General features: G+C 64.9%; 17 protein-coding genes and 1 tRNA gene. 6 read left to right on the top strand and 12 right to left on the bottom strand.

Annotation, left to right across the window (positions count from 1 at the left end; translation table 11 throughout):
• Positions 1-235: 235 nt before the first annotated feature.
• Positions 236-311: transfer RNA gene (locus KVP10_RS20145), tRNA-Lys, on the bottom strand.
• Between the two features lie 258 nt (positions 312-569).
• On the opposite strand from KVP10_RS20145, the gene KVP10_RS20140 reads away from it, so the two are divergent.
• Positions 570-1,280 (top strand): nitroreductase, encoded by a 711-nt coding sequence (locus KVP10_RS20140; RefSeq protein ID WP_217966545.1) that lies wholly within the window; start codon positions 570-572, stop codon positions 1,278-1,280.
• A 198-nt stretch (positions 1,281-1,478) separates the two neighbouring features.
• Here the strand turns inward: KVP10_RS20140 and KVP10_RS20135 are convergent, their stop codons facing one another.
• Positions 1,479-1,940: a hypothetical protein gene (locus KVP10_RS20135; protein WP_217966544.1), complete on the bottom strand. Its 462-nt coding sequence runs from the start codon at positions 1,938-1,940 to the stop codon at positions 1,479-1,481.
• 222 nt (positions 1,941-2,162) lie between these two features.
• On the opposite strand from KVP10_RS20135, the gene KVP10_RS20130 reads away from it, so the two are divergent.
• Positions 2,163-2,582, top strand: coding sequence for a transcriptional regulator (locus KVP10_RS20130; protein WP_217966543.1), 420 nt, complete (start codon positions 2,163-2,165; stop codon positions 2,580-2,582).
• A 163-nt stretch (positions 2,583-2,745) separates the two neighbouring features.
• Here KVP10_RS20130 and KVP10_RS20125 read toward each other — a convergent pair whose 3' ends face one another.
• Both KVP10_RS20125 and KVP10_RS20120 read right to left on the bottom strand, forming a co-directional pair.
• Positions 2,746-3,207 (bottom strand): c-type cytochrome, encoded by a 462-nt coding sequence (locus KVP10_RS20125; RefSeq protein ID WP_217966542.1) that lies wholly within the window; start codon positions 3,205-3,207, stop codon positions 2,746-2,748.
• An 87-nt stretch (positions 3,208-3,294) separates the two neighbouring features.
• Positions 3,295-4,275: a LysR family transcriptional regulator gene (locus KVP10_RS20120; RefSeq protein WP_246600869.1), complete on the bottom strand. Its 981-nt coding sequence runs from the start codon at positions 4,273-4,275 to the stop codon at positions 3,295-3,297.
• Positions 4,276-4,385: 110 nt separating this feature from the next.
• Between KVP10_RS20120 and KVP10_RS20115 the strand changes: the two genes are divergently transcribed.
• From KVP10_RS20115 to KVP10_RS20105, 3 genes are read left to right on the top strand one after another with little or no spacing between them, the layout of a single operon-like run.
• Positions 4,386-5,435, top strand: a complete 1,050-nt coding sequence (locus KVP10_RS20115) for a Bug family tripartite tricarboxylate transporter substrate binding protein (RefSeq protein WP_217966541.1) — start codon at positions 4,386-4,388, stop codon at positions 5,433-5,435.
• A gap of 13 nt (positions 5,436-5,448) precedes the next feature.
• On the top strand, positions 5,449-7,170 hold the full coding sequence (locus tag KVP10_RS20110; RefSeq protein ID WP_217966540.1) for an N-acyl-D-amino-acid deacylase family protein: 1,722 nt from the start codon (positions 5,449-5,451) through the stop codon (positions 7,168-7,170).
• Complete coding sequence (locus KVP10_RS20105; RefSeq protein ID WP_217966539.1) at positions 7,167-7,796, top strand: malonic semialdehyde reductase; 630 nt, start codon at positions 7,167-7,169, stop codon at positions 7,794-7,796. Before KVP10_RS20110 ends, KVP10_RS20105 begins: the two co-directional genes overlap by 4 nt.
• 51 nt (positions 7,797-7,847) lie before the next feature.
• On the opposite strand, the gene purB is transcribed toward KVP10_RS20105, so the two are convergent.
• Positions 7,848-9,230, bottom strand: a complete 1,383-nt coding sequence (gene purB / locus KVP10_RS20100) for an adenylosuccinate lyase (RefSeq protein WP_217966538.1) — start codon at positions 9,228-9,230, stop codon at positions 7,848-7,850.
• Between the two features lie 299 nt (positions 9,231-9,529).
• On the opposite strand from purB, the gene KVP10_RS20095 reads away from it, so the two are divergent.
• Positions 9,530-10,144, top strand: coding sequence for a glutathione S-transferase N-terminal domain-containing protein (locus KVP10_RS20095; protein WP_217966537.1), 615 nt, complete (start codon positions 9,530-9,532; stop codon positions 10,142-10,144).
• Positions 10,145-10,203: 59 nt separating this feature from the next.
• Here KVP10_RS20095 and mnmA read toward each other — a convergent pair whose 3' ends face one another.
• From mnmA to KVP10_RS20060, 7 genes are all read right to left on the bottom strand, one after another.
• Positions 10,204-11,352: a tRNA 2-thiouridine(34) synthase MnmA gene (gene mnmA / locus KVP10_RS20090; protein ID WP_217966536.1), complete on the bottom strand. Its 1,149-nt coding sequence runs from the start codon at positions 11,350-11,352 to the stop codon at positions 10,204-10,206.
• 42 nt (positions 11,353-11,394) lie between these two features.
• A complete protein-coding gene (locus tag KVP10_RS20085; protein WP_217966535.1) occupies positions 11,395-12,273 on the bottom strand; it encodes a response regulator transcription factor in 879 nt (292 codons plus the stop codon).
• Positions 12,274-12,662: 389 nt separating this feature from the next.
• Positions 12,663-13,895, bottom strand: coding sequence for a glycolate oxidase subunit GlcF (gene glcF, locus KVP10_RS20080; protein WP_217966534.1), 1,233 nt, complete (start codon positions 13,893-13,895; stop codon positions 12,663-12,665).
• A gap of 49 nt (positions 13,896-13,944) precedes the next feature.
• The gene (gene glcE, locus KVP10_RS20075; RefSeq protein WP_217966533.1) at positions 13,945-15,039 is read right to left on the bottom strand and encodes a glycolate oxidase subunit GlcE; all 1,095 of its coding nucleotides are present in this window, start codon (positions 15,037-15,039) and stop codon (positions 13,945-13,947) included.
• A gap of 7 nt (positions 15,040-15,046) precedes the next feature.
• A complete protein-coding gene (locus KVP10_RS20070) occupies positions 15,047-16,525 on the bottom strand; it encodes an FAD-linked oxidase C-terminal domain-containing protein (RefSeq protein ID WP_376811003.1) in 1,479 nt (492 codons plus the stop codon).
• A gap of 183 nt (positions 16,526-16,708) precedes the next feature.
• The gene (locus tag KVP10_RS20065; protein ID WP_217966531.1) at positions 16,709-18,115 is read right to left on the bottom strand and encodes an FAD-binding oxidoreductase; all 1,407 of its coding nucleotides are present in this window, start codon (positions 18,113-18,115) and stop codon (positions 16,709-16,711) included.
• 126 nt (positions 18,116-18,241) lie between these two features.
• Positions 18,242-19,264, bottom strand: coding sequence for a Bug family tripartite tricarboxylate transporter substrate binding protein (locus KVP10_RS20060; RefSeq protein ID WP_246600868.1), 1,023 nt, complete (start codon positions 19,262-19,264; stop codon positions 18,242-18,244).
• Positions 19,265-19,273: the final 9 nt, after the last annotated feature.

Raw genomic sequence — 19,273 nt, 5'->3', positions numbered from 1 at the left:
GCGCCGGGCGTATGGCTTCAGGAATTTTGAGAATTACCGCATGCGGGTCTTGGCCCAGTGCGGTTGGAACGGGGTGATTAACCGAGTGTGATGAATGCCCGTATCCCCCGATTATGGGGTAGAGCCGGTGATTAACCGAGTGTAATGAATGCCCTGATCCCCCGTTTATGGGGTAGAGCCGGAAGAGCCAGCAAAACGCCAACCCCGAAGGATTGGCGTATGTGCTTGATATCTATGGTGGGCTGTGAGTGGCTCGAACACTCGACCTACGGATTAAGAGTCCGCTGCTCTACCAACTGAGCTAACAGCCCGAAAGCCTGGCCTGCGCTTCCTGGAACAGGAGGCCGGCTGCGGCAAGACGTGCATTATATAGTAAATTTCGAGAATGTTCCGGCGGCCTTGCAGACGGGCCGCAATGGCCGTCGATCGCCGCTGTTTCAGAAGTCCGATGCATGGGCGCATCGCACGAACGGCACCAAGGTAGAATGTTTTCTCCTGCGGTTCCCTGTTCCGCCCTGCGGTTTGCTTCCCGCGTCAAGCCTATCCATATCAGAGCTTATCTACATCAAATGGCATTGCCCCTGCGTCCGGAGCCCGTCGAATCCGTGCTGCCCTGCAATTTTGCGGCGCTGGCCGGCGATCGCAGGTCGGTGCGAGCCTTCCAGGACCGGCCGCTGCCGGCCGGCACACTCGAGCGCCTGTTGCAGCTTGCGCGGCGTGCGCCCAGCGGGGCCAACCTGCAGCCGGGCCGTTTCATACAGATCGAAGGCGGGATCCGCGGCCGCTTGTCGTCAGCCCTGGTCGAAGCGTGCCGCGACGGGCGCCAGGAACCCGAAGACTATGGTTATTTTCCCCAGCCCATGCCCATGAGCCTGCGGCGCCGCCAAGTGGCGGCGGCCCAGGCCTTGTATCGGGCCGTGGGCGTGGCGCGCGAGGACCGTGCAGGCCGTGACCGGCAATTCGAGCGCAACTTCTTTTTCTTCGATGCGCCCGTTGCGCTGATCGTGACGATAGACCGCGAGTTCGGGGCGGGCGGCTACATGGATCTCGGCATGACGCTGTACGGCCTGATGCTGGCGGCCCAGGCCGAAGGCCTGGCCAGTTGCGGCATAGGCGCGCTGGCGTCCTATCCCGGCCTGATACGCCGCACGCTGGGGCTGGGCGAAAGGGACTGCATCGTGTGCGGCATGGCGATCGGCTATGCGGACCCGCAGGCTCCCGTGAACGAGACCGTGACTACTCGCTGCGAACTGGACGAATATTTCACTCGCCTGCGATGACTTTCACTCGCCTGCGGTGACGGAGTTGCCGCGGCGTAGTACCACCTGACGGAAGCCGCGCGTCATTAAGAACGCATCGCCTCAGTGCAAATCAAAGCCCGGCGGCCATATTCAACGGCAAAGCGTCGCAGCAACATGCCGCGGCGAGCTTCGCCTACTTGAGCGCACAAGCCTTGGCCACGACGGCCAAAGCCCCGATCATGGCCGCAATAGACTGCGCGCCACGAACTTGTAGAGCCCTTGTACAAGACGGTCTTGTATCGAGGCAGGCGCTTCTTTGGACGAAGCCACGGCCTGGGGCATGCCCGGTTGATCCGGATCGTCCCAACGCCTTCCGATGGCTACCATGTAGGCGTTCAAATATTCCAGTTCGGCAGGGTCCAGCTTGCGCGCCCGATAGCGGACACAATCCGCTTCGGCTTCCGCCACGACCAGCTTGCCCGCCAACCATACGTGGATGGCGCCCTGCCTGGATAAATGAAACTGTGCTCCGTTGACCGCCAAGGCCTGGACACTGGCGGGAGGAACCAGCGTCCGAAGCTCGTAATCCCCCGTCCGCTTGGCCGCCTCTAGCAAATGAGGGCCTACGTCCACGAGTATCGTTTTTCCGCCCTTGCCCTGCGGATGGAAGAACAGAGCGACGAGCTCGGGTAGATTCATGGCTGAGCGCCCCTCGGGAAATGCATTTTATTTTTAGGAAAACTCTGGGGCTGCGCCGGCGATTTGTCTGGCGGATTTTGCTCGAAACCTGCGAAAATCGCCCCAGATACGCTCTTGCCCTTTGACGAGCGTTTATTTGTAAGTGATACAAAATGAACTTATAGTTTAACGCATTAAACCATCAGGTTTCACGCGAGCAGCTCTTTCTTCCACACTTCGTCCATGCAAAAAATGGACGACAAGCTGGCCTTTGCGGCTCGGTTGCGGCAGGCGCTCAAGCGCAGCCCGAAGAAGATCGAGACGGCTGCCGATCTGGCGGTGCAGTTCAGCTTGAGACACTCCGGCACGGCCATCAGTACGCAATCGGCCCATAAGTGGCTGACGGGCAGGAGCCGCCCGACCCCGGACAAGCTCAAGACCTTGTCGACGTGGCTGAATGTGTCGCCCTCTTGGCTGCTATATGGGACCCCGGATCGTCCCAAGGCCGCGATTCGGCTTCAGGAGCCTGTGCCCATCACTCCGACACCCGAAGAGCTGCAAATAATCGAGAAAATCCGGTCCCTGCCCGAATCCAGAAGACTGCTCGTCCAGGAAATCATCGAGATTTGCCAACTGGACCCCGAGGTGTGGCGCGACAAATAAGCCTCCGTCGAGACTTCGCGCCCGCATTTGTTTCTTCTTGTACTTTGCCACCCGCACCTGCTGCCTGTGCAGGCCGATGGCGCGCCTACACGCCTGGATGAACGGCGGGGTACACAGGAGACGGGACGGGCAGCGCCCCGGACCGGACCGGACCGGAACGCGACTATTTCTTTTTCTGGCGGTAGGAGTCGTGACAGGACTTGCAGCTCTTGGCGACATCGCCGAAAGCCACCCGGAACGCATCGTAGTCGCCCGCATCGGCGGCCGTAGTGAGCTTTTTCAGGCTGGCGTGGAATTTGTTCTGCGCCTGCTTGAAGCCGTCGGGGTCCAGCCAGACGTCGTCCTTGGCCTTGCCTCCCTCGGAACCCGGCGCGAAGCCCGCCCAGGGCAAGGTCGCCAGCACGTTGAGTATGGCGACGTTTTCCTTGATCTTTTCTTTGTCGTAGGGAATCTGGCCCTTGACCACCGGCAGCATGCGCCCGAAATGCGAGCCCATGAGCGTCATGGCGGCCTCGCGATATTCCTGGGCGTCCTTGGCCTTTGCGAACTGTGCCGAGGCCGGCGCGGACAAGGCCCCTGCCAGGATGAGCGCGGCGAGTGGAACCAGCTTGTGTTTCAGGACCATGACAAATCTCCGTTACGAGGCATTCAAAAGCTTGGAAATCCGAAGCGCCGATGCGCCTTGCGGCCATGCCACTGCGCCAGATGCCGGCTACGCGGGCGAGCGCGCACGCCGCGTGGCGGGGCTGCGCCGCCGTGCCTGTGCGGACTTGTGCGCGGCAGCACCGCCTTGCGGCAACAGTTCCTGGATCAGTTCTATGAGCTTTTCCGCGGCGGGCGACAGGCTGCGCCGTTCATGGTGAATGATACTGTATGTCAGGGCGCCGAAAGTCGAATACTCCACGGGCAGGGCCGCCAGCAGCCCGGCCTCGATCTCGTGGCGTATGGCCTCGTAGGTGCTGAACAGCACCACGTCGCTGTGTAGCGTCACATCGCGCAGCGTCGCAACACTATCGCATTCCAGCCCTATGGGCAGTTGCTCGGGGCTGAGCACACGATACATGCGCGCCAGATGTTCGCGCGCCCGCGCCGGCAAGTCCGTGGCCGCAAGGCGGTATTGGCCCAGCAGGCTGCGCAATTCGCGCTTGCGCGCCTGCAGCAGCGGATGACCGCGGCGCACGAACAAGCCGCCATGCTGCGGCGGCAGCGGCCGCGCCCGGAATTCGGACGAAGGCGGCAGGCTGTGCGTGACGGCCACCACGAAATCCAGCCGGTCGCGGCGCAGCTTGTCGAACAGGCGCTGCCAGCTTTCTATTTCCACATGCACGCTCAGGCCCGGATATTCGCACGCCACCCGGGTCAGCAAAGGCGACAGCAGCCCGGCGGCCGGGAATACGCCCACGCCGAAAGCCACGCGGCCGGAATCATGGCCGCGGATCAGCTCGGATTCGCGTCGCAGCGCTTGCTCTTCTCCCAGGATGCGATGGGCGTAGTCCAGCACCATGCGGCCGGTCTGCGTCGGCTCCATGCCCGTGGCGGTGCGATCCAGCAACTGCAGCCCGAGCTCGTCTTCCAGCGACTGGATGCTGCGGCTGAGCGCCGACTGCGTAAGGTGCAGCCGCAATGCAGCACGAGAATAGTTGCGCTCTTCGACGAGCACGGAAAAATGCCTCAAGGCGCGCAGACTGAGCATTATGTGTTTTTCTCATTGAATACAGGATAAATATGCATTTGATTTGAGTTCATGGCAAGCATAAAGTTGCAAACGCTGTCGATTACAAACATCACACCAAGGAGGAGACCATGCAAAACAAGACAACGAACCCGTCGCGGCTCGCTTCGATTTTCCTGGCGCTGGGCACACTGACCCGAAGAACGCTGGGCCGCAGCGCACTCGCCTGCCTGGGCGGCCTGGCGCTGTCGGCGGCCTGTTCGGCCGCAACCGTGCAATGGCCGCAAGCCGGCAAGCCGGTGCGGCTCATCGTGCCCTTCCCGGCGGGTTCGGGTTCGGACACGCTGGCGCGCATGCTGGCCCAGACGGTGTCGCAGCAAACCGGCGCGTCCGTGATCGTCGAGAACAAACCGGGCGCCAGCACCATCATCGGCGCCGAGACCGTGGCGCACAGCGCGCCCGACGGCAACACCCTGCTCTACACCATCGTCGTCACCCACACGCAGAACCCGCATCTGTACAAGAAGCTGCCCTACGATCCGTTCAAGGACTTCACCCCGATCGAGCAGTTCGTGCGCTCGGCAACCATCCTCGAAGCGAACAAGAACGCGCCGTTCAATACGACCCACGAGATGATCGCCTACGCCAAGGCGCACCCGGGCAAACTGAACTTCGGCTCCTACAGCATCGGCTCGACCTCGCACCTGAACGGCGAGATTCTCAAGCGCGCCGCGCATATCGACATCGTGCACGTGCCCTACAAAGGCACGGCCGACGCCAGCCGCGCCCTGCTCGCCGGAGAAGTCCAGATCTATTTCGACGGGACGGCCACCGCGGTCGAGAACTTCCGCGCCGGCAAGGTCAAGTTGCTGGGCACCGCGACGCCCCATCGCCTCAAGGTATTGCCCAAGCTGCAGACTTTCGACGAGCAAGGCATAAAAGGCCTGGACATCGTCGGCTGGCAAGGCCTGTTCGGCCCCGGCAACATGCCGCCGGCGCTGGCCGAGCGCATCGCCACGGTGTTCCGCAAGGCGCTGGAAACGCCTGCCGTAATCAAGTTCGTGGAAGCCAACGGCAACGAAGTCAGCGGCGCCGGCCCCAAAGCCTTCAACGATATCGTGCACCAGGACTATGTCCGCTGGGGCAAGGTCATCGAGCAGGCACACATTACTCTGGACTAACAGGAGAAGTTTCATGCATGACCTCGCCATACGCGGCGCCACCCTGGTCGACGGCAGCGGGCAGCCGGGCTATACCGGCGACCTGGCGATAGAGGACGGACGCATCGTGCAGGCCGGCGGCAAGGCGGGCCCCGCCCGGCGCGAGCTGAACGCCGAGGGCTGCCTGGCCACGCCGGGCTGGGTGGACATCCACACCCACTACGACGGCCAGGCCACCTGGGATCCCTATCTCAGCCCCTCGACGTGGCACGGCGTCACTACCGCCATCATGGGCAATTGCGGGGTCGGCTTCGCCCCCGTGCAGCCGCAGCGCCGCGAATGGTTGATCAAGGTCATGGAAGGCGTCGAAGACATCCCCGGCAGCGTGCTGTCCGAGGGCATACAGTGGGACTGGGAGACTTTCCCCGAATACCTCGACGCGCTGGACCGGCGGCCCAAGGCGCTGGATATCGGCGCACAGATCCCGCACTCGGCCGTGCGCGCCTATGTGATGGGGGATCGCGCCATACATCACGACGAGGCCTCGCCCGCCGACCTGGTGGCGATGCGCGAACTGGTGCGCGATGCGCTACGGGCCGGCGCGCTGGGCTTTTCCACCGCCCGCACCTTCCTGCACAAGTACGACGAACGCAAATATCCGCCCGGCACCTTCGCCACCGAAGACGAGCTGATGGCGCTGGGCAGCGTGCTGGGCGAGGTCGGCCATGGCGTGTTCCAGATGACGGCCAATCATCCGGCGATGGAACAGGAGATTCCCTGGCTCGAACAATTGGCGCGCCACAACCGCCTGCCGGTGCTGTTCAATCTGCAGCAAACGGACCCGGCGCCGGATGTCTGGAAGCAATTGCTGTCGGTGCTGGATCGCGCCCGCGACGAGGATGTTCCGCTGATGGGCGGGATCAGCGGCCGCCCGCTGGGCATACTGTTCTCGTGGCAAAGCACACTGCATCCATTCATATACCATCCCAGCTTCCAGGCGCTGCAGCACCTGCCCTTCGAACAACTGCTGGCGCAACTGCGCGACCCGCAAGTGCGCAACCGGATCATGAACGAACAGGTAGGCCTGCGCGACCGGCGCGCCGAAACGCTGTTCGGCAGCTTCCACAAGATCTACCCGCTGGGCGAAGACCCCGACTACGAGCCCTTGCCGGAACAAAGCGTCGCAGCGATGGCACAGCGCAGTGGCCGCCCGCCCCTGGAAATCATCTACGACCTGATGCTGGAAAAAGACGGCAAGGCGATACTCTATTACCCCTCGTTCAATTATTCCTACCAGCACCTGGACCATTTGCACCAGATGCTGCAGCATGCAAACACCGTCAACAGCCTGTCCGATGGCGGCGCCCATTGCGGCTATATCTGCGACGTGAGCATGCCTACCTTCATGCTGAGCTACTGGACCCGCGACCGCAGGCGCGGCCCGCACCTGCCGCTGGAACACGTGGTCAAGCGGCAGACCCAGGATACTGCCCGCGTCTATGGGCTCGACGACCGGGGATTGCTGCAAGCCGGATACAAGGCCGACATCAACATCATCGATCCGCAAGCCCTGCGGCTGTATGGCCCCGAAATGGCATTCGACCTGCCGGCAGGCGGGCGCCGGCTGGTGCAGCGCGCCGACGGCTACGTGGCCACGCTGGTCGACGGCGCCCCGATCTTCGAGCGCGGGCAGGCCACGGGGGCCCTGCCCGGCAAGCTGCTGCGCGGCCCGCAATCGCGGCAGGCGCGGGCATGAAGGCCGCCGCCACACTCGCCGCGGCCACGGACGCCGGCACTGAACGCCTGGACGAATACAGCATCGACCGCCTGTTCCGCGAGGCCCGCACTTACACCGCGTGGCAGCCGCGGCCGGTGCCGCAGGCCTTGCTGCGCGAGCTCTACGAATTGATGGCACTGGGCCCCACGTCGGCGAATTGCCTGCCGGCACGCATCGTCTTCGTATGCAGCGCCCAGGCCAAGCAATCGCTGCTGCCGCTGATGGCCGAGGGCAACCGCGAACAGACGCGGCTGGCGCCGGTAACCGCCATCATCGCCTACGACCTGGAGTTCCACGAGCATCTGCCGCGCCTCTATCCGCAACAGCCCGAGGCCAGGACGTGGTTCAACGCAACGGAGGAACAGGCGCGCGAAGCCGCCATGCGCAATGGCAGCCTGCAGGGCGGCTATTTCATTGCCGCGGCGCGCGCACTCGGGCTGGACTGCGGCCCCATGGGCGGCTTCGACGCGCAAGCCGTGCGCGCAGCCTTCCTGCCCCCGGGCTTCGAAGTGAACTTTTTGTGCAACCTGGGTTATGGCCAGCGGCCGCCGCGGCATCCGCGGCTACCGCGGCTGTCTTTCGAGACTGCGTGCCGTATCGCTTGAAGCGCAAGGGCACGGGCGGGCGGCGCAGAGCCGCCCGCGGTCTTCTATGCCCTACTGGCCGATGCCGCGCGCCAGCCCGGCGGCCAGGCCTATATACGAGCGCGGCGTCATGGCGAGCAAGCGCGCCTTGGGCTCGGCCGGCAGATCCAGCCCGGCGATGAAGGTGCGCAGGGCCTCCTGGTCTATGCCCTTGCCGCGTGTCAGGGCCTTGAGCTGCTCGTAAGGCTGCGGCAGGCCATAGCGGCGCATCACCGTCTGCACGGGCTCGGCCAGCACTTCCCAGCAGCCATCGATATCGGCGTCGATGGCCTGCGCATTCAATTCCAGCTTGCCGATGCCGCGCAGGCAGGCGTCCCAGGCCACGGCGCAGTAGCCGAAGGCCACGCCCAGGTTGCGCAGCACCGTGGAGTCGGTCAGGTCGCGCTGCCAGCGCGATATCGGCAATTTTTCGGACAGGTGGCGCAGCAGCGCATTGGCCAGGCCGAGATTGCCTTCCGAATTCTCGAAGTCGATGGGGTTGACCTTGTGCGGCATGGTGGACGACCCGACTTCGCCTTCTTTGAGGCGCTGGCGGAAGTAGCCCAGGGCGATGTAGCCCCAGATGTCGCGGTCCAGGTCCAGCACGATGGTATTGGCGCGCGCCACCGCGTCGAACAGCGCCGCCATCCAGTCGTGCGGCTCGATCTGTATGGTGTAGGGATTCTGCACCAGCCCCAGCCCTTCGAGCACCTTGGCGCTGAAGGCGGGCCAGTCGATCTCCGGATAGGCGGCCATGTGTGCGTTGTAATTGCCGGTGGCGCCATTGAGCTTGGCCAGGGGCTGCACGGCGGCGATCGCGTCGATGGCGCGCTGCAGGCGCGCCGCGACATTGGCGAATTCCTTGCCCAGCGTGGTCGGGCTGGCGGGCTGGCCGTGGGTGCGCGACAGCATCGGCTGTTCGGCGTAGCGCTGGGCGCAGGCCTGCAACTGCCCGCACACTTCGTTCAGGCGCGGCACGATGAATTGCGAACGCGCGCGCGTCAGCATGAGCGCGTGCGAAGTGTTGTTGATGTCTTCGGACGTGCAGGCGAAGTGGATGAACTCGCTGGCGCGCGACAATTCGGGATTGTCGGCCACGCGTTCCTTGAGCCAGTACTCGACGGCCTTGACGTCGTGATTGGTGGTTTTTTCGATTTCCTTGATGAGCGCGGCATCGCGCTCGGAAAACCCTTGCACCAGCTCGCGCAGCGTGGCGCGCGCCTGTTGCGAGAAAGGCGGCAGTTCGGGCAGGCCGGCGTCGGACAAGCCGACCAGCCACGCGATCTCGACCTCGACGCGATGCGCCATGAACGCAGCCTCCGACAGCAGGCCCCGCAGCGGCAGCCCTTTGGCGGCGTAACGGCCGTCCAGCGGCGAAAGAGCATTCAAATAACTAGGTTGTTCGGCTATCTGCATCAGGGGGGCTCGTGGGTAAGAATCGCGTAGTGTAGTAACGTAAAGGCTTGAATTCGAGTGCAAATTTTATCATCCGGCCCATCGCCCGCACGGCGCTGCCGCCGCGGGGCCCGCCGCCGCGCATGCCGCGGCGCGGCGCCCCGGCCGCAGGCCCGGAACCGGCCTGCGATGCGAGCCGCATATAAACCACATATTGACGATTTATGTCGCCGGAAGGCCCGATTCCAGCCTTCCGTGCGGCTAAGCGGCGGGATTATCCTGCTATACTTTTTTCCGCCTGTAACCACCCTCTTTTTGCCATGAAACTGATTGGTTCCCTGACTAGCCCGTACGTACGCAAAGTGCGCGTCGTCATGGCGGAAAAAAAGCTCGACTACGAATTCGTGCTGGAAAACGTCTGGGCCGAGGAAACCACCATTCAGGAATCCAATCCCCTGGGCAAGGTGCCTTGCCTGCTCATGGACGACGGCGGCAGCTTGTTCGATTCCCGCGTCATCGTCGAATATCTCGACACCCTGTCGCCCGTGGGCCGGCTGATTCCGCAGCCCGGGCGTGACCGCACCGCGACCAAATGCTGGGAAGCCATCGCCGACGGGGTGCTCGATGCGGCCACCGCCATCAACATGGAAAACAGGCAGCGCCCCGCGGAACTGCGCAGCGAAGCCTGGATAGAACGCCAGCACAAGAAAATCGCCGCGGCGCTCGGCTTCATGGACCAGGGCCTGAATACCCAGCCGTTCTGCATGGGCATCAATTTCAGCCTGGCCGATATCGCCGTAGGCTGTGCGCTGGGGTATCTGGACCTGCGCTTCGAAGACCTCAACTGGCGCCAGCAGTACGGCCATCTGGCCCGGCTCGAAGAAAAGCTCGCGCAACGCCCGTCTTTCGTCGCCAGTCTGCCGCCCCAGGCCTGAAGCCCCGCCGGCACCAAATGCCGGCGTTTCCCTCTTTCCCCCCCGATTCTTCGCCCGGCTTACGCCGCCACTGGCGCAAGTGCTTCCTGCAGCGCGATGAAGCCGCCGCCCAGGCAGACGTCGCCGTCGTAGAGCACCGCCGACTGGCCGGGCGTGACGGCCCATTGGGGCTGCTCGAAATCCAGCTCGAAGGCGCCGCCTTCCGTGTCCCTGAAAGTACAGGGGGCATCCGCCTGGCGGTAACGTGTCTTGGCCGCATACGCGCCGGCCGGCGGCGCGCTGCCGGCCACCCAGCTGGCCTCGTCCGCGCACAGGCTGCGCGCCAGCAGCCAGGGATGGTCATGCCCCTGGGTCACGTACAGCGTGTTGCTGGCGAGATCTTTGCGCGCCACGTACCAGGCGTCGGCCGTGCCGTCGTCGCGCTGGCGGCCCTTGACCCCGCCTATGCCCAGGCCCTTGCGCTGGCCCAGCGTGTAGAAGGACAGGCCGTGATGCTCGCCCAGCACATCGCCGGCGTCGCTGCGTATTAGGCCGGGCCGAGTAGGCAGGTAGCGGCCGAGGAATTCGCGGAAAGGCCTTTCGCCGATGAAGCAGATGCCGGTGGAATCTTTTTTCGCGGCATTGGGCAGGCCCAGTTCGCGGGCGATGCGCCGCACCTCGGTCTTGTGCAGCTCGCCCAGCGGGAACAGGGTGCGGGCCAGTTGCGCCTGATTCAGGCGGTGCAGGAAATAGCTTTGATCCTTGGTCGAATCCAGCGCCTTGAGCAGTTCGTAGCGCAGCGCGCCAGACTGGTGCTCGCGTGCCCGCACCCGGGCATAGTGGCCGGTGGCGATCAGGTCGGCGCCCAGCGTCATGGCGTGGTCGAGGAAGGCCTTGAACTTGATCTCGGCATTGCACAACACGTCGGGGTTGGGCGTGCGCCCCGCCGAATACTCGCGCAGGAAATCGGCAAAGACGCGTTCTTTGTATTCGGCGGCGAAGTTCACCGCCTCGATGTCCACGCCCACCAGGTCGGCCACGCTGGCCGCGTCGAGCCAGTCCTGGCGCGACGAGCAATATTCGGAATCGTCGTCGTCTTCCCAGTTTTTCATGAACAGGCCGAGCACTTCGTAGCCCTGTTGTTTCAGCAGCCACGCGGCGACCGAGGAATCGACCCCCCCGGACATGCCCACCACGACGCGCCCTTTCGATGCGGATGAATTAGCCATGGGCGCATTTTAATCCCACGGCGCCGCCCGCACGGGCGTGGATCAGGCTTGCGCCATCTCGGCGGAATCGCCCTGCTCTTCGCCTTGGGCATCCGGCTGCGGCCCGGGCCTGGCGACGGCGGGCAGGTGGCTCAGGGACGAGTTCTTCCGGAACACCGATGGCGAAACGCCGGCATGTTCGCGGAACGCGGTGGAGAAATTCGCGGCGCTGGAAAAACCCATTTCGTCGGCAATCGACGCTACGCGCAGGGAGGTCTGCGCCAACAGGCGCTTGGCCATGCGCATGCGTTCGTGGCGCACGTATTCGAAGACGGTCAGCCCCAGGCATTCGCGAAATGCGCGCACCAGGCGTTTCTCGGTCGTACCCAAGGCGCGGGCCAGCACATCGGCCGCGGGCGTATCGCGCAGCCGGTCCGACAGGTAACGCTGGGTGGACCGCACCAGGACCTCGGCATCGCTGAGGTTCTGCACGGCCTCGGACAGATCGTCGCGGCGATAGCCGCGCGCCAGCTCGAGATGGATGTCGATGCGGGCGATGACCTCTTCCGGGGCGCAAGGCTTGACGATGTAGTCGACGGCTCCAGTGCTCAGGCCGGCCAGGCGATGCTCGAGTTCCGAGTTCGAACTGAGGAAAATCACGGGAATCGCCGCGGTACGGGGATTGGCCTTCAGGCGCCGGCATACCGCCAGGCTGTTCATGCCGGCCATGCCGGCCTCGAGCAGCACCAGATCGGGCATGCCGACCGTGGCGCGCCCATATCCCTGCAAGCCGTCGCGCGCGACGCTGACACGGAAGTTGCGGCGCGACAAGGCATCGACCAAAGGTCGCAATTCCTCGAGATCGTCGTCTATGAGCAGGACATGCGGCCCGTAGGCGGCGCCTGATGAGGAATACAAATCGCTGGGCAATTGTGTGTGCATCTTCCTGCCCCTTCGTATGGCCTGATGCCCGGAACCAAGCCTGTGAAGACTATGGCCCAAGGGAAGCCGAAAGCCGGGCCGAGGGTCCGGAACTGCTGGAAATATGCATCAATGTAACGAGCTCGTCCGTCGCCGACCTTTGCTCAACGGAAATAATACTTTGCTGGAGCGCCCGTTTTGATATGAAAACACCCCGGGAAGCCCGAAACGCCGCCGGAAACGGGAAAACTGCCCTGGGCGGCCCCCTGAGGCCAGGGAAATGGGCCGCGGCGGGGCGAGCCGCGGCGGCAAACCCAGCCAGCGCGCCCCGCAAGGCGGCCGGGCGCCGTCGGCCAGGGCAGAACATCAACAGGCCGAACCGCGCAAGATCCGGCCCTGGGCATACCGGGCTAGGCCGAGCCTTTCAGGGCCGCGTCCACAGTCTCGATCCAGTGCCTGACGGGCGTGCCGGTTCCGCTTTGCAGATGGCCGATGCAGCCCATATTGGACGATACGATGCCGGCCGGGCCGCCCGCCTGCAGCGCCTGCAGCTTGCGGTCGCGCAAAGCCTTGGACAGCTCGGGCTGGGTTACGGAATAGGTGCCGGCCGAACCGCAGCATAGATGCGACTCGGCAAACGGCTGCAAGTCGAAGCCCAGCTCCCCGAGCAGGCGCTCGGTAACGCCGCGCAGGGCCTGCCAGTGCTGCAGCGTGCAAGGGGGATGGAATACCAGCGGCTGGGGCAGATCGCCCAGTGCGGACCGGAGTTCCGCCGCATGAGGCGCGAGTATCTCGGCGACATCCTTGACCTTGTCGACGAAACGCAGGGCCTTGGCGGCGTATTCGGCATCGAAGCGCAGGTGATGCGCATATTCGCGCATCATGGCGCCGCAGCCCGAGGCGTTGATGACGATGGCCTCCACCCGACCGCTGTCGAGCAGCGGCAGCCAGGCGTCTATATTGGCGCGCATCTGGCGCAGCGCGTCGTCCTGGGCATCGAGATGGAAATTGATGGCGCCGCAGCAACCCGCCCCCGCGGCCGTGATCGTGCCTATGCCCACGGCATGCAGCACGCGCACCGTCGCGGCGTCGATGGAAGGCATCATGGCCGGCTGCACGCAACCGGCCGGCATCAGCACCTGGCGCGCCAAGCCGGCGCCTTCGGGCAGCTTGCCCGCCGGGCGCGCCGCGGCGATTTTGTTGCGCAGCACGGCCGGCAGGACGGGACGCAGCGCCCGGCCCAGCTTGTAGGCGGGCGCGAACAACGACGAAGTCAGCGTGCGGCGCAACAGCGCGCGCGTGGCGCGCTGAGCCACGGGGCGCTCGACTCTTTCGTCCACCAGCTTGCGGCCGATATCGACCAGGGCCCCGTACTGCACCCCCGAGGGACAGGTGGTTTCGCAGTTGCGGCAAGTAAGGCAACGATCCAGATGCTGCTGCGTGGCCGAGGTGGGCTCGACGCCTTCCAGCACCTGCTTGATCAGATAGATGCGCCCGCGCGGGCTGTCGAGCTCGTCGCCCAGCACCTGATAAGTAGGACAGGTGGCCGTGCAGAACCCGCAATGCACACAGCGGCGCAGGATTTCCTCGGCCTCCTTGCCCAGCTCGCTGTCTCGCGCCCAGGCTGCTAGATTGGTTTGCACGTCACTACCTCATGCTCATGCGGATTTGTAATCAATGCGGCAACCCCGTTCAAAAATCGGGAAACAGGCGCTTGGGGTTGAAGATCCCCACCGGATCGAATTCCTGCTTGAGCCGGCGCGACACGTCCATGATGCCGGAGGCCAGCGGATGGAACACCGGCACGCCTGCCGGCTTGTATTCGTAGCGGAACAGCGTGGCGTGGCCGCCCAGCGCCTGCACCCGCCGGCGCAGCTCGATCGGGTCGGCATCGGCGGCCAGCCAGCGCTGCCCGCCGTTCCATTCGATCAGGGTGGGACCGGCCTGCAGCGCCCCGGCCTGCGGCGGCAGGGCCAGGCGCCACAAGGGGCGGCTCTGGAAAAACGCATGCGTCTGGTCGCGCAAGCTGGTCCAGTAGGCCTGCGCCTCGTCTTCGTTCAGCCGTTGCCCGCCTATTTGGCGCACGCCCGCCGCCACCGCCGAGCCGCTGCCGGACAAGCGCACCGAGACGCGGCCGCCCTCGCCCGGGTCTTCCCAGCAGGTAGCCGATATGGGCAAAGGCTGCGTACGCCAGCGGCCGAAATGCCGCAGCGCCTCGGATTCCGTGGCCTGCAGCACCAGGGTGGCCTCTTCGAAAGGCTTGGGGGCCACCTTCAGCGAGACTTCCACCAGGGCGCCGAACACGCCCATGGAGCCCGCCAGCAGCCGCGACACATCGTAGCCGGCGACATTCTTCATGACCTCGCCGCCGAATTCCAGCACCACGCCGGTGGAATCGAGCAACTTGGCGCCCAGCACGAAATCGCGCAGGCTGCCCGCCGCCATGCGCCTGGGCCCCGAAAGCCCGGAGGCGACGCAGCCGCCCAGGGTCGAGGCCGCGCCCAGGCGCGGCGGCTCGAAAGCCAGCATCTGCCCTTCCTGGTCGAGCACCTGCTCGATATCCGAGAGCAGCGTGCCGGCGCGGGCAGTGATCACCAGTTCGGACGGCTGGTAATTCACCACGCCACACAGGCCCGACATGTCGAGCACGGCATGGCTGTGCAGGTCTTCGAGATCGGTGGCTTCACCATAGAAGCGCTTGGTGGCGCCTCCGCGTATCGACAAGGGCCGCTGCGCGGCACGCGCAGTCATGACCTGATCGCTCAATTCTGCTAGAACGAACTCCATAGGGGTCTCAAAAACGAGGCAATTCGGGGAAGCTGATGTCGCCGCCGTGCACGTGCATCTTGCCGTATTCGGCGCAGCGGGCCAGCGTGGGTATGACTTTATCGGGGTTGAGCAGCCCGTAGGGATCGAACGCCGCCTTGACGGCGGAGAAAGCGCCGAGCTCTTCGGGCTTGAACTGCACGCACATCTGGTTGATCTTCTCGATGCCTATGCCGTGCTCGCCGGTGACCGTGCCGCCCACCTGCACGCACAATTCGAGGATCGAGGCACCGAATTTCTCGGCGCGCTCGACCTCGGCCGGCTGGTTGGAATCGAACATGATCAAAGGATGCAGATTGCCGTCGCCTGCGTGGAACACGTTGGCGCAGCGCAAGCCGTATTCGTCTTCCATCTGCTCGATGGCGCCGAGCACGCGCGCCAGATGGCGGCGCGGTATGGTGCCGTCCATGCAATAGTAGTCGGGCGAAATCCGGCCCGCGGCGGGAAAGGCATTCTTGCGCCCGGCCCAGAACTTCAGGCGCTCGGCCTCGGAGGCCGACACTTGCAGGCGGGTGGCGCCGGCGCCGCGGAACACCGCTTCCATGCGCTCGATCTCGTCGTCGACCTCGTCCTGCGTGCCGTCGGACTCGCACAACAGGATCGCCGCGGCGTCCAGGTCGTAGCCGGCGCATACAAAGGGCTCCACCATATGCACGGCGCGCTTGTCCATCATTTCGAGGCCGGCCGGAATAATGCCCGCGGCAATGATGTTGGTGACCGCCTGCCCCGCGGCTTCGACGCTGGCGAAGCTGGCCATGACGACCCGTGCACAGGCCGGGCGCGGGATCAGCTTGACCGTGACCTCGGTGACCACGCCGAGCATGCCCTCGGAACCTATGAACACGGCGAGCAGGTCCAGCCCCGGCGCATCCGGGGCCTCGGAGCCGAGTTCCAGCACATTGCCGTCTATAGTGACCACGCGCGCGCGCAAGATGTTGTGCACCGTCAGGCCGTACTTGAGGCAATGCACGCCTCCGGAATTCTCGGCGACATTGCCGCCGATCGAACAGGCGATCTGGCTGGAGGGATCCGGCGCGTAATACAGGCCATGGGCCGCGGCGGCTTCGGAGATCGCGAGATTGCGCACCCCCGGCTGCACCACGGCGGTGGCCGATTCGGGGTCGATGCCGATGATGCGATTGAGCTTGGACAGGCCCAGCACCACGCCCTGCGCATGCGGCATGGCCCCGCCCGAAAGGCCGGTGCCGGCGCCGCGCGCCACGATGGGGATGTTCAAGGCCTTGCAGGCCTGCATCACGGCAATGACCTGCTGTTCGTTTTCGGGCAGCACCACCAGCGGCGGCAGGCAACGGTACAAGGACAGCCCGTCGCATTCGTAGGGACAGGTGTCCTCGATTCTGGAGAGGATGCAGTGTGCGGGGATGGCGGCCTTGAGCCTGGCAATGAGCCCCTGGAAATCCGGTGTCTGCTGCTCTACCCGGGGCATCGGGTTCTGGTTCATGTAATTGGCTTCCTTCTAGCCATGAATGTAACGCGAACCCCCCGAAAACACATGATCGGGACTACCCTAAGAATCGGCAAGCGCAGGCGTGCAGGACGCGGTATCGTCCGGCTCGCGCGCCGCCGGAAAGCGCCCGCCGCATCGCCGCGCAATCACGCCGCGCCGGCTTCAGGGCAGCATCTTGCCCGGGTTCAGGATGTTGTGCGGATCGAAGGCATGCTTCAAGGCATGCATCAAGTCCAGGGCGTCCTGCCCGTGCTCGGCAAGCATGAACTCTTTCTTGTGCAGGCCGATGCCGTGCTCGCCCGTGCAGGTGCCGTCCATGTCGATGGCGCGCTGCGCCAGGCGCCGGTTGAGCCGCTCGGATTCTTCCCATTGCTCGCGGCTGTCGGGGTCGAGCAGCATCAACACATGGAAATTGCCGTCGCCCACGTGGCCCACGATCATGTAGGGAAAACTGGCCTGGTCCAGTTCGTGGGCGGTGGCCGAGACGCACTCGGCCAGGCGCGAGATCGGCACGCACACATCGGTGGTGCTGGCGCGCGAGCCGGGCCGCAGTTGCAGCCCGGCGAAGTAGGCATTGTGGCGTGCCGTCCAGAGGCGGCTGCGGTCCTCGGGCCGCTCGGCCCAGTCGAAGTCCATGCCGCCGTGCTCGCGCGTGATGTCCTGCACCGCCACGGCCTGCTCTTTGACGGCGGCGGGACTGCCGTGGAATTCGAACAGCAGCAGCGGCGACTCGCGCAGGCTGAGCTTGCTGTAGGCATTGGTGGCCCTGACTGCCGCGCTGTCCAGGAATTCCACGCGCGCCACCGGGATACCCATCTGTATGATCTCGATGACGCTATTGACCGCCGAGTCGAGACTGGGGAAATTGCAGATCGCGGCAGAGATCGCCTCGGGCTGCGGATACAGGCGTACCGTGACCTCGGTGATGATGCCCAGCGTCCCTTCGCTGCCCACGAAAATGCGTGTCAGGTCGTAGCCGGCCGAAGACTTGCGGGCGCGATTGGCGGTCTGGATGATGCGGCCGTCGGCCGTCACGACCTTCAGGTTCATGACGTTCTCGCGCATGGTGCCGTAGCGCACCGCATTGGTGCCCGAGGCCCGGGTGGCGGCCATGCCCCCCAGGCTCGCGTCGGCGCCCGGATCGATCGGGAAGAACAGCCCCGTATCGCGTATTTCTTCGTTCAACTGCTTGCGCGTCACCCCCGCCTGCACGGTGACGGTCAGGTCTTCGGCATTGACCGCGATCACCCGGTTCATGCCGGAAAGGTCCAGGCTGATGCCGCCCCTGATCGCCAGCAGATGCCCTTCGATGGAAGACCCCGCGCCGTAGGGAATCAGCGGGACGCGATGCTCGTTGCAGAGCCGGGCCACCCAGGCCACCTCTTCGGTGGTCTCGGCATACACCACGGCGTCCGGCGGCATCGGGGGATAAGGCGATTCATCGCGCCCGTGATGGTCGCGCACGGCCTGGGCGCTGGAACAGCGTGCGCCGAAGCGTTCCCGCAGCGCATCCAGAAAGCCTTGCGGCACCTCGCAGCGCTCGCCGCCGGAAAGATAGGGTATGTCCATTTGTATGCCGCTCCTGGCCGCAGGCGGGCGCAAAGCCCGCGCCCGCTCCAAGGCACCGTCCACGCGATGCCGCCTATGTCGATGAATGTAACACTTCCATCCGGCATGCGCCGGAGCGCGGCCCCGCTAGCGCGCCGCGCCGGATTTGGCTCCGTGCTCGGAGGTAATGCCGTATTGCTGCGCCAGATCGCCGTACAGATCCCATTCGCGCCGGATGCGCTGCGCGAAATCCGCGCCGAACAGCGGCTTGACTTCCGTGCCCTGTGCGGCCAGCGCGCTGGCCAGTTGCGGCTCGGCCAGCACGCTTCTTGCGGCCTTTTCCAGGGTCACCACTACTGCGCCCGGGGTGCGGGCCGGCACCACCAGCCCGTACCAGGTGGCGAAGAAGTCCAGGCCTTTCAGGCCGGTGGCCTGCTCTATCGTCGGCACATCGGGCAGAAAAGCGGAACGCTCGGGCTGCAGCACGGCATAGGCGCGCAGGCGCCCGGACTTGATGTACGGCAATGCGGGCGGCAGGCCGACGATGGCCATCTTGGTCTGGCCGCCGAGCACGGCCATGGTGGCGGGCGCAGCCCCTTTGTATGGCACATGCAGCAGATTCACGCCGCTCTTGTGCTTGAGCGCTTCCAGCGCGAAATGATGGGTGGTGCCGACCCCCGCCGTCGCCACGGTGAGCAGATCCGGATCGCGGCGGCCCAGGGCCAGGGCGTCCTTCAGCGTCGCGGCCTGCAGCGACGAGGCGGCCACGATGACCGTGGGAGACTCGGCCACCAGGGCGACCGGAAGCAGGTCCTTGACGGGATCATAGGGCGCACGGCCATAGAAGCGCGGGCTGCTGCCCAGCTCCGGATTGCCGGCGAACAGCACGGTATAGCCGTCGGGCGCGGCGCGCACCACGGCCTCCGCGCCTATCATGCCGCCCGCTCCCGGCCGGTTCTCGACGACGATGGACGTATGCAGTTGCTGCGCCATGCCCTTGGCGAACAGGCGCGCGGTGGCGTCTATGCCGCCGCCGGCCGAGTACGGCACGATCATGCGTATGGGCCTGGACGGATAGCCTTCGGCGCGCGCAGCGCCGCCGCATGCGAAAAAAGCCATGCAGAACAGCGCCAGGCAGCGGCGCGAAAACAGGTGTAGCGCGATATTCATGTCCGGGTC

The organism is Candidimonas humi (genome assembly GCF_019166065.1).
GTDB lineage: Bacteria > Pseudomonadota > Gammaproteobacteria > Burkholderiales > Burkholderiaceae_B > Candidimonas > Candidimonas humi.
This window is presented reverse-complemented; position numbering and strand designations above follow the sequence as displayed.

Bases quoted from the DNA above. Each gene is read 5' to 3' on its own strand.
- mnmA (WP_217966536.1), bottom strand. From the start codon at position 11,352: ATGGCTAATTCATCCGCATCGAAAGGGCGCGTCGTGGTGGGCATGTCC.
- KVP10_RS20130 (WP_217966543.1), top strand. From the start codon at position 2,163: ATGCAAAAAATGGACGACAAGCTGGCCTTTGCGGCTCGGTTGCGGCAG.
- glcE (WP_217966533.1), bottom strand. From the start codon at position 15,039: ATGGAGTTCGTTCTAGCAGAATTGAGCGATCAGGTCATGACTGCGCGT.
- KVP10_RS20125 (WP_217966542.1), bottom strand. From the start codon at position 3,207: ATGGTCCTGAAACACAAGCTGGTTCCACTCGCCGCGCTCATCCTGGCA.
- KVP10_RS20060 (WP_246600868.1), bottom strand. From the start codon at position 19,264: ATGAATATCGCGCTACACCTGTTTTCGCGCCGCTGCCTGGCGCTGTTC.
- KVP10_RS20115 (WP_217966541.1), top strand. From the start codon at position 4,386: ATGCAAAACAAGACAACGAACCCGTCGCGGCTCGCTTCGATTTTCCTG.
- KVP10_RS20120 (WP_246600869.1), bottom strand. From the start codon at position 4,275: ATGCTCAGTCTGCGCGCCTTGAGGCATTTTTCCGTGCTCGTCGAAGAG.
- KVP10_RS20135 (WP_217966544.1), bottom strand. From the start codon at position 1,940: ATGAATCTACCCGAGCTCGTCGCTCTGTTCTTCCATCCGCAGGGCAAG.
- purB (WP_217966538.1), bottom strand. From the start codon at position 9,230: ATGCAGATAGCCGAACAACCTAGTTATTTGAATGCTCTTTCGCCGCTG.
- KVP10_RS20070 (WP_376811003.1), bottom strand. From the start codon at position 16,525: ATGCCCCGGGTAGAGCAGCAGACACCGGATTTCCAGGGGCTCATTGCC.
- KVP10_RS20065 (WP_217966531.1), bottom strand. From the start codon at position 18,115: ATGGACATACCCTATCTTTCCGGCGGCGAGCGCTGCGAGGTGCCGCAA.
- KVP10_RS20085 (WP_217966535.1), bottom strand. From the start codon at position 12,273: ATGCACACACAATTGCCCAGCGATTTGTATTCCTCATCAGGCGCCGCC.
- KVP10_RS20105 (WP_217966539.1), top strand. From the start codon at position 7,167: ATGAAGGCCGCCGCCACACTCGCCGCGGCCACGGACGCCGGCACTGAA.
- KVP10_RS20110 (WP_217966540.1), top strand. From the start codon at position 5,449: ATGCATGACCTCGCCATACGCGGCGCCACCCTGGTCGACGGCAGCGGG.
- KVP10_RS20140 (WP_217966545.1), top strand. From the start codon at position 570: ATGGCATTGCCCCTGCGTCCGGAGCCCGTCGAATCCGTGCTGCCCTGC.
- KVP10_RS20095 (WP_217966537.1), top strand. From the start codon at position 9,530: ATGAAACTGATTGGTTCCCTGACTAGCCCGTACGTACGCAAAGTGCGC.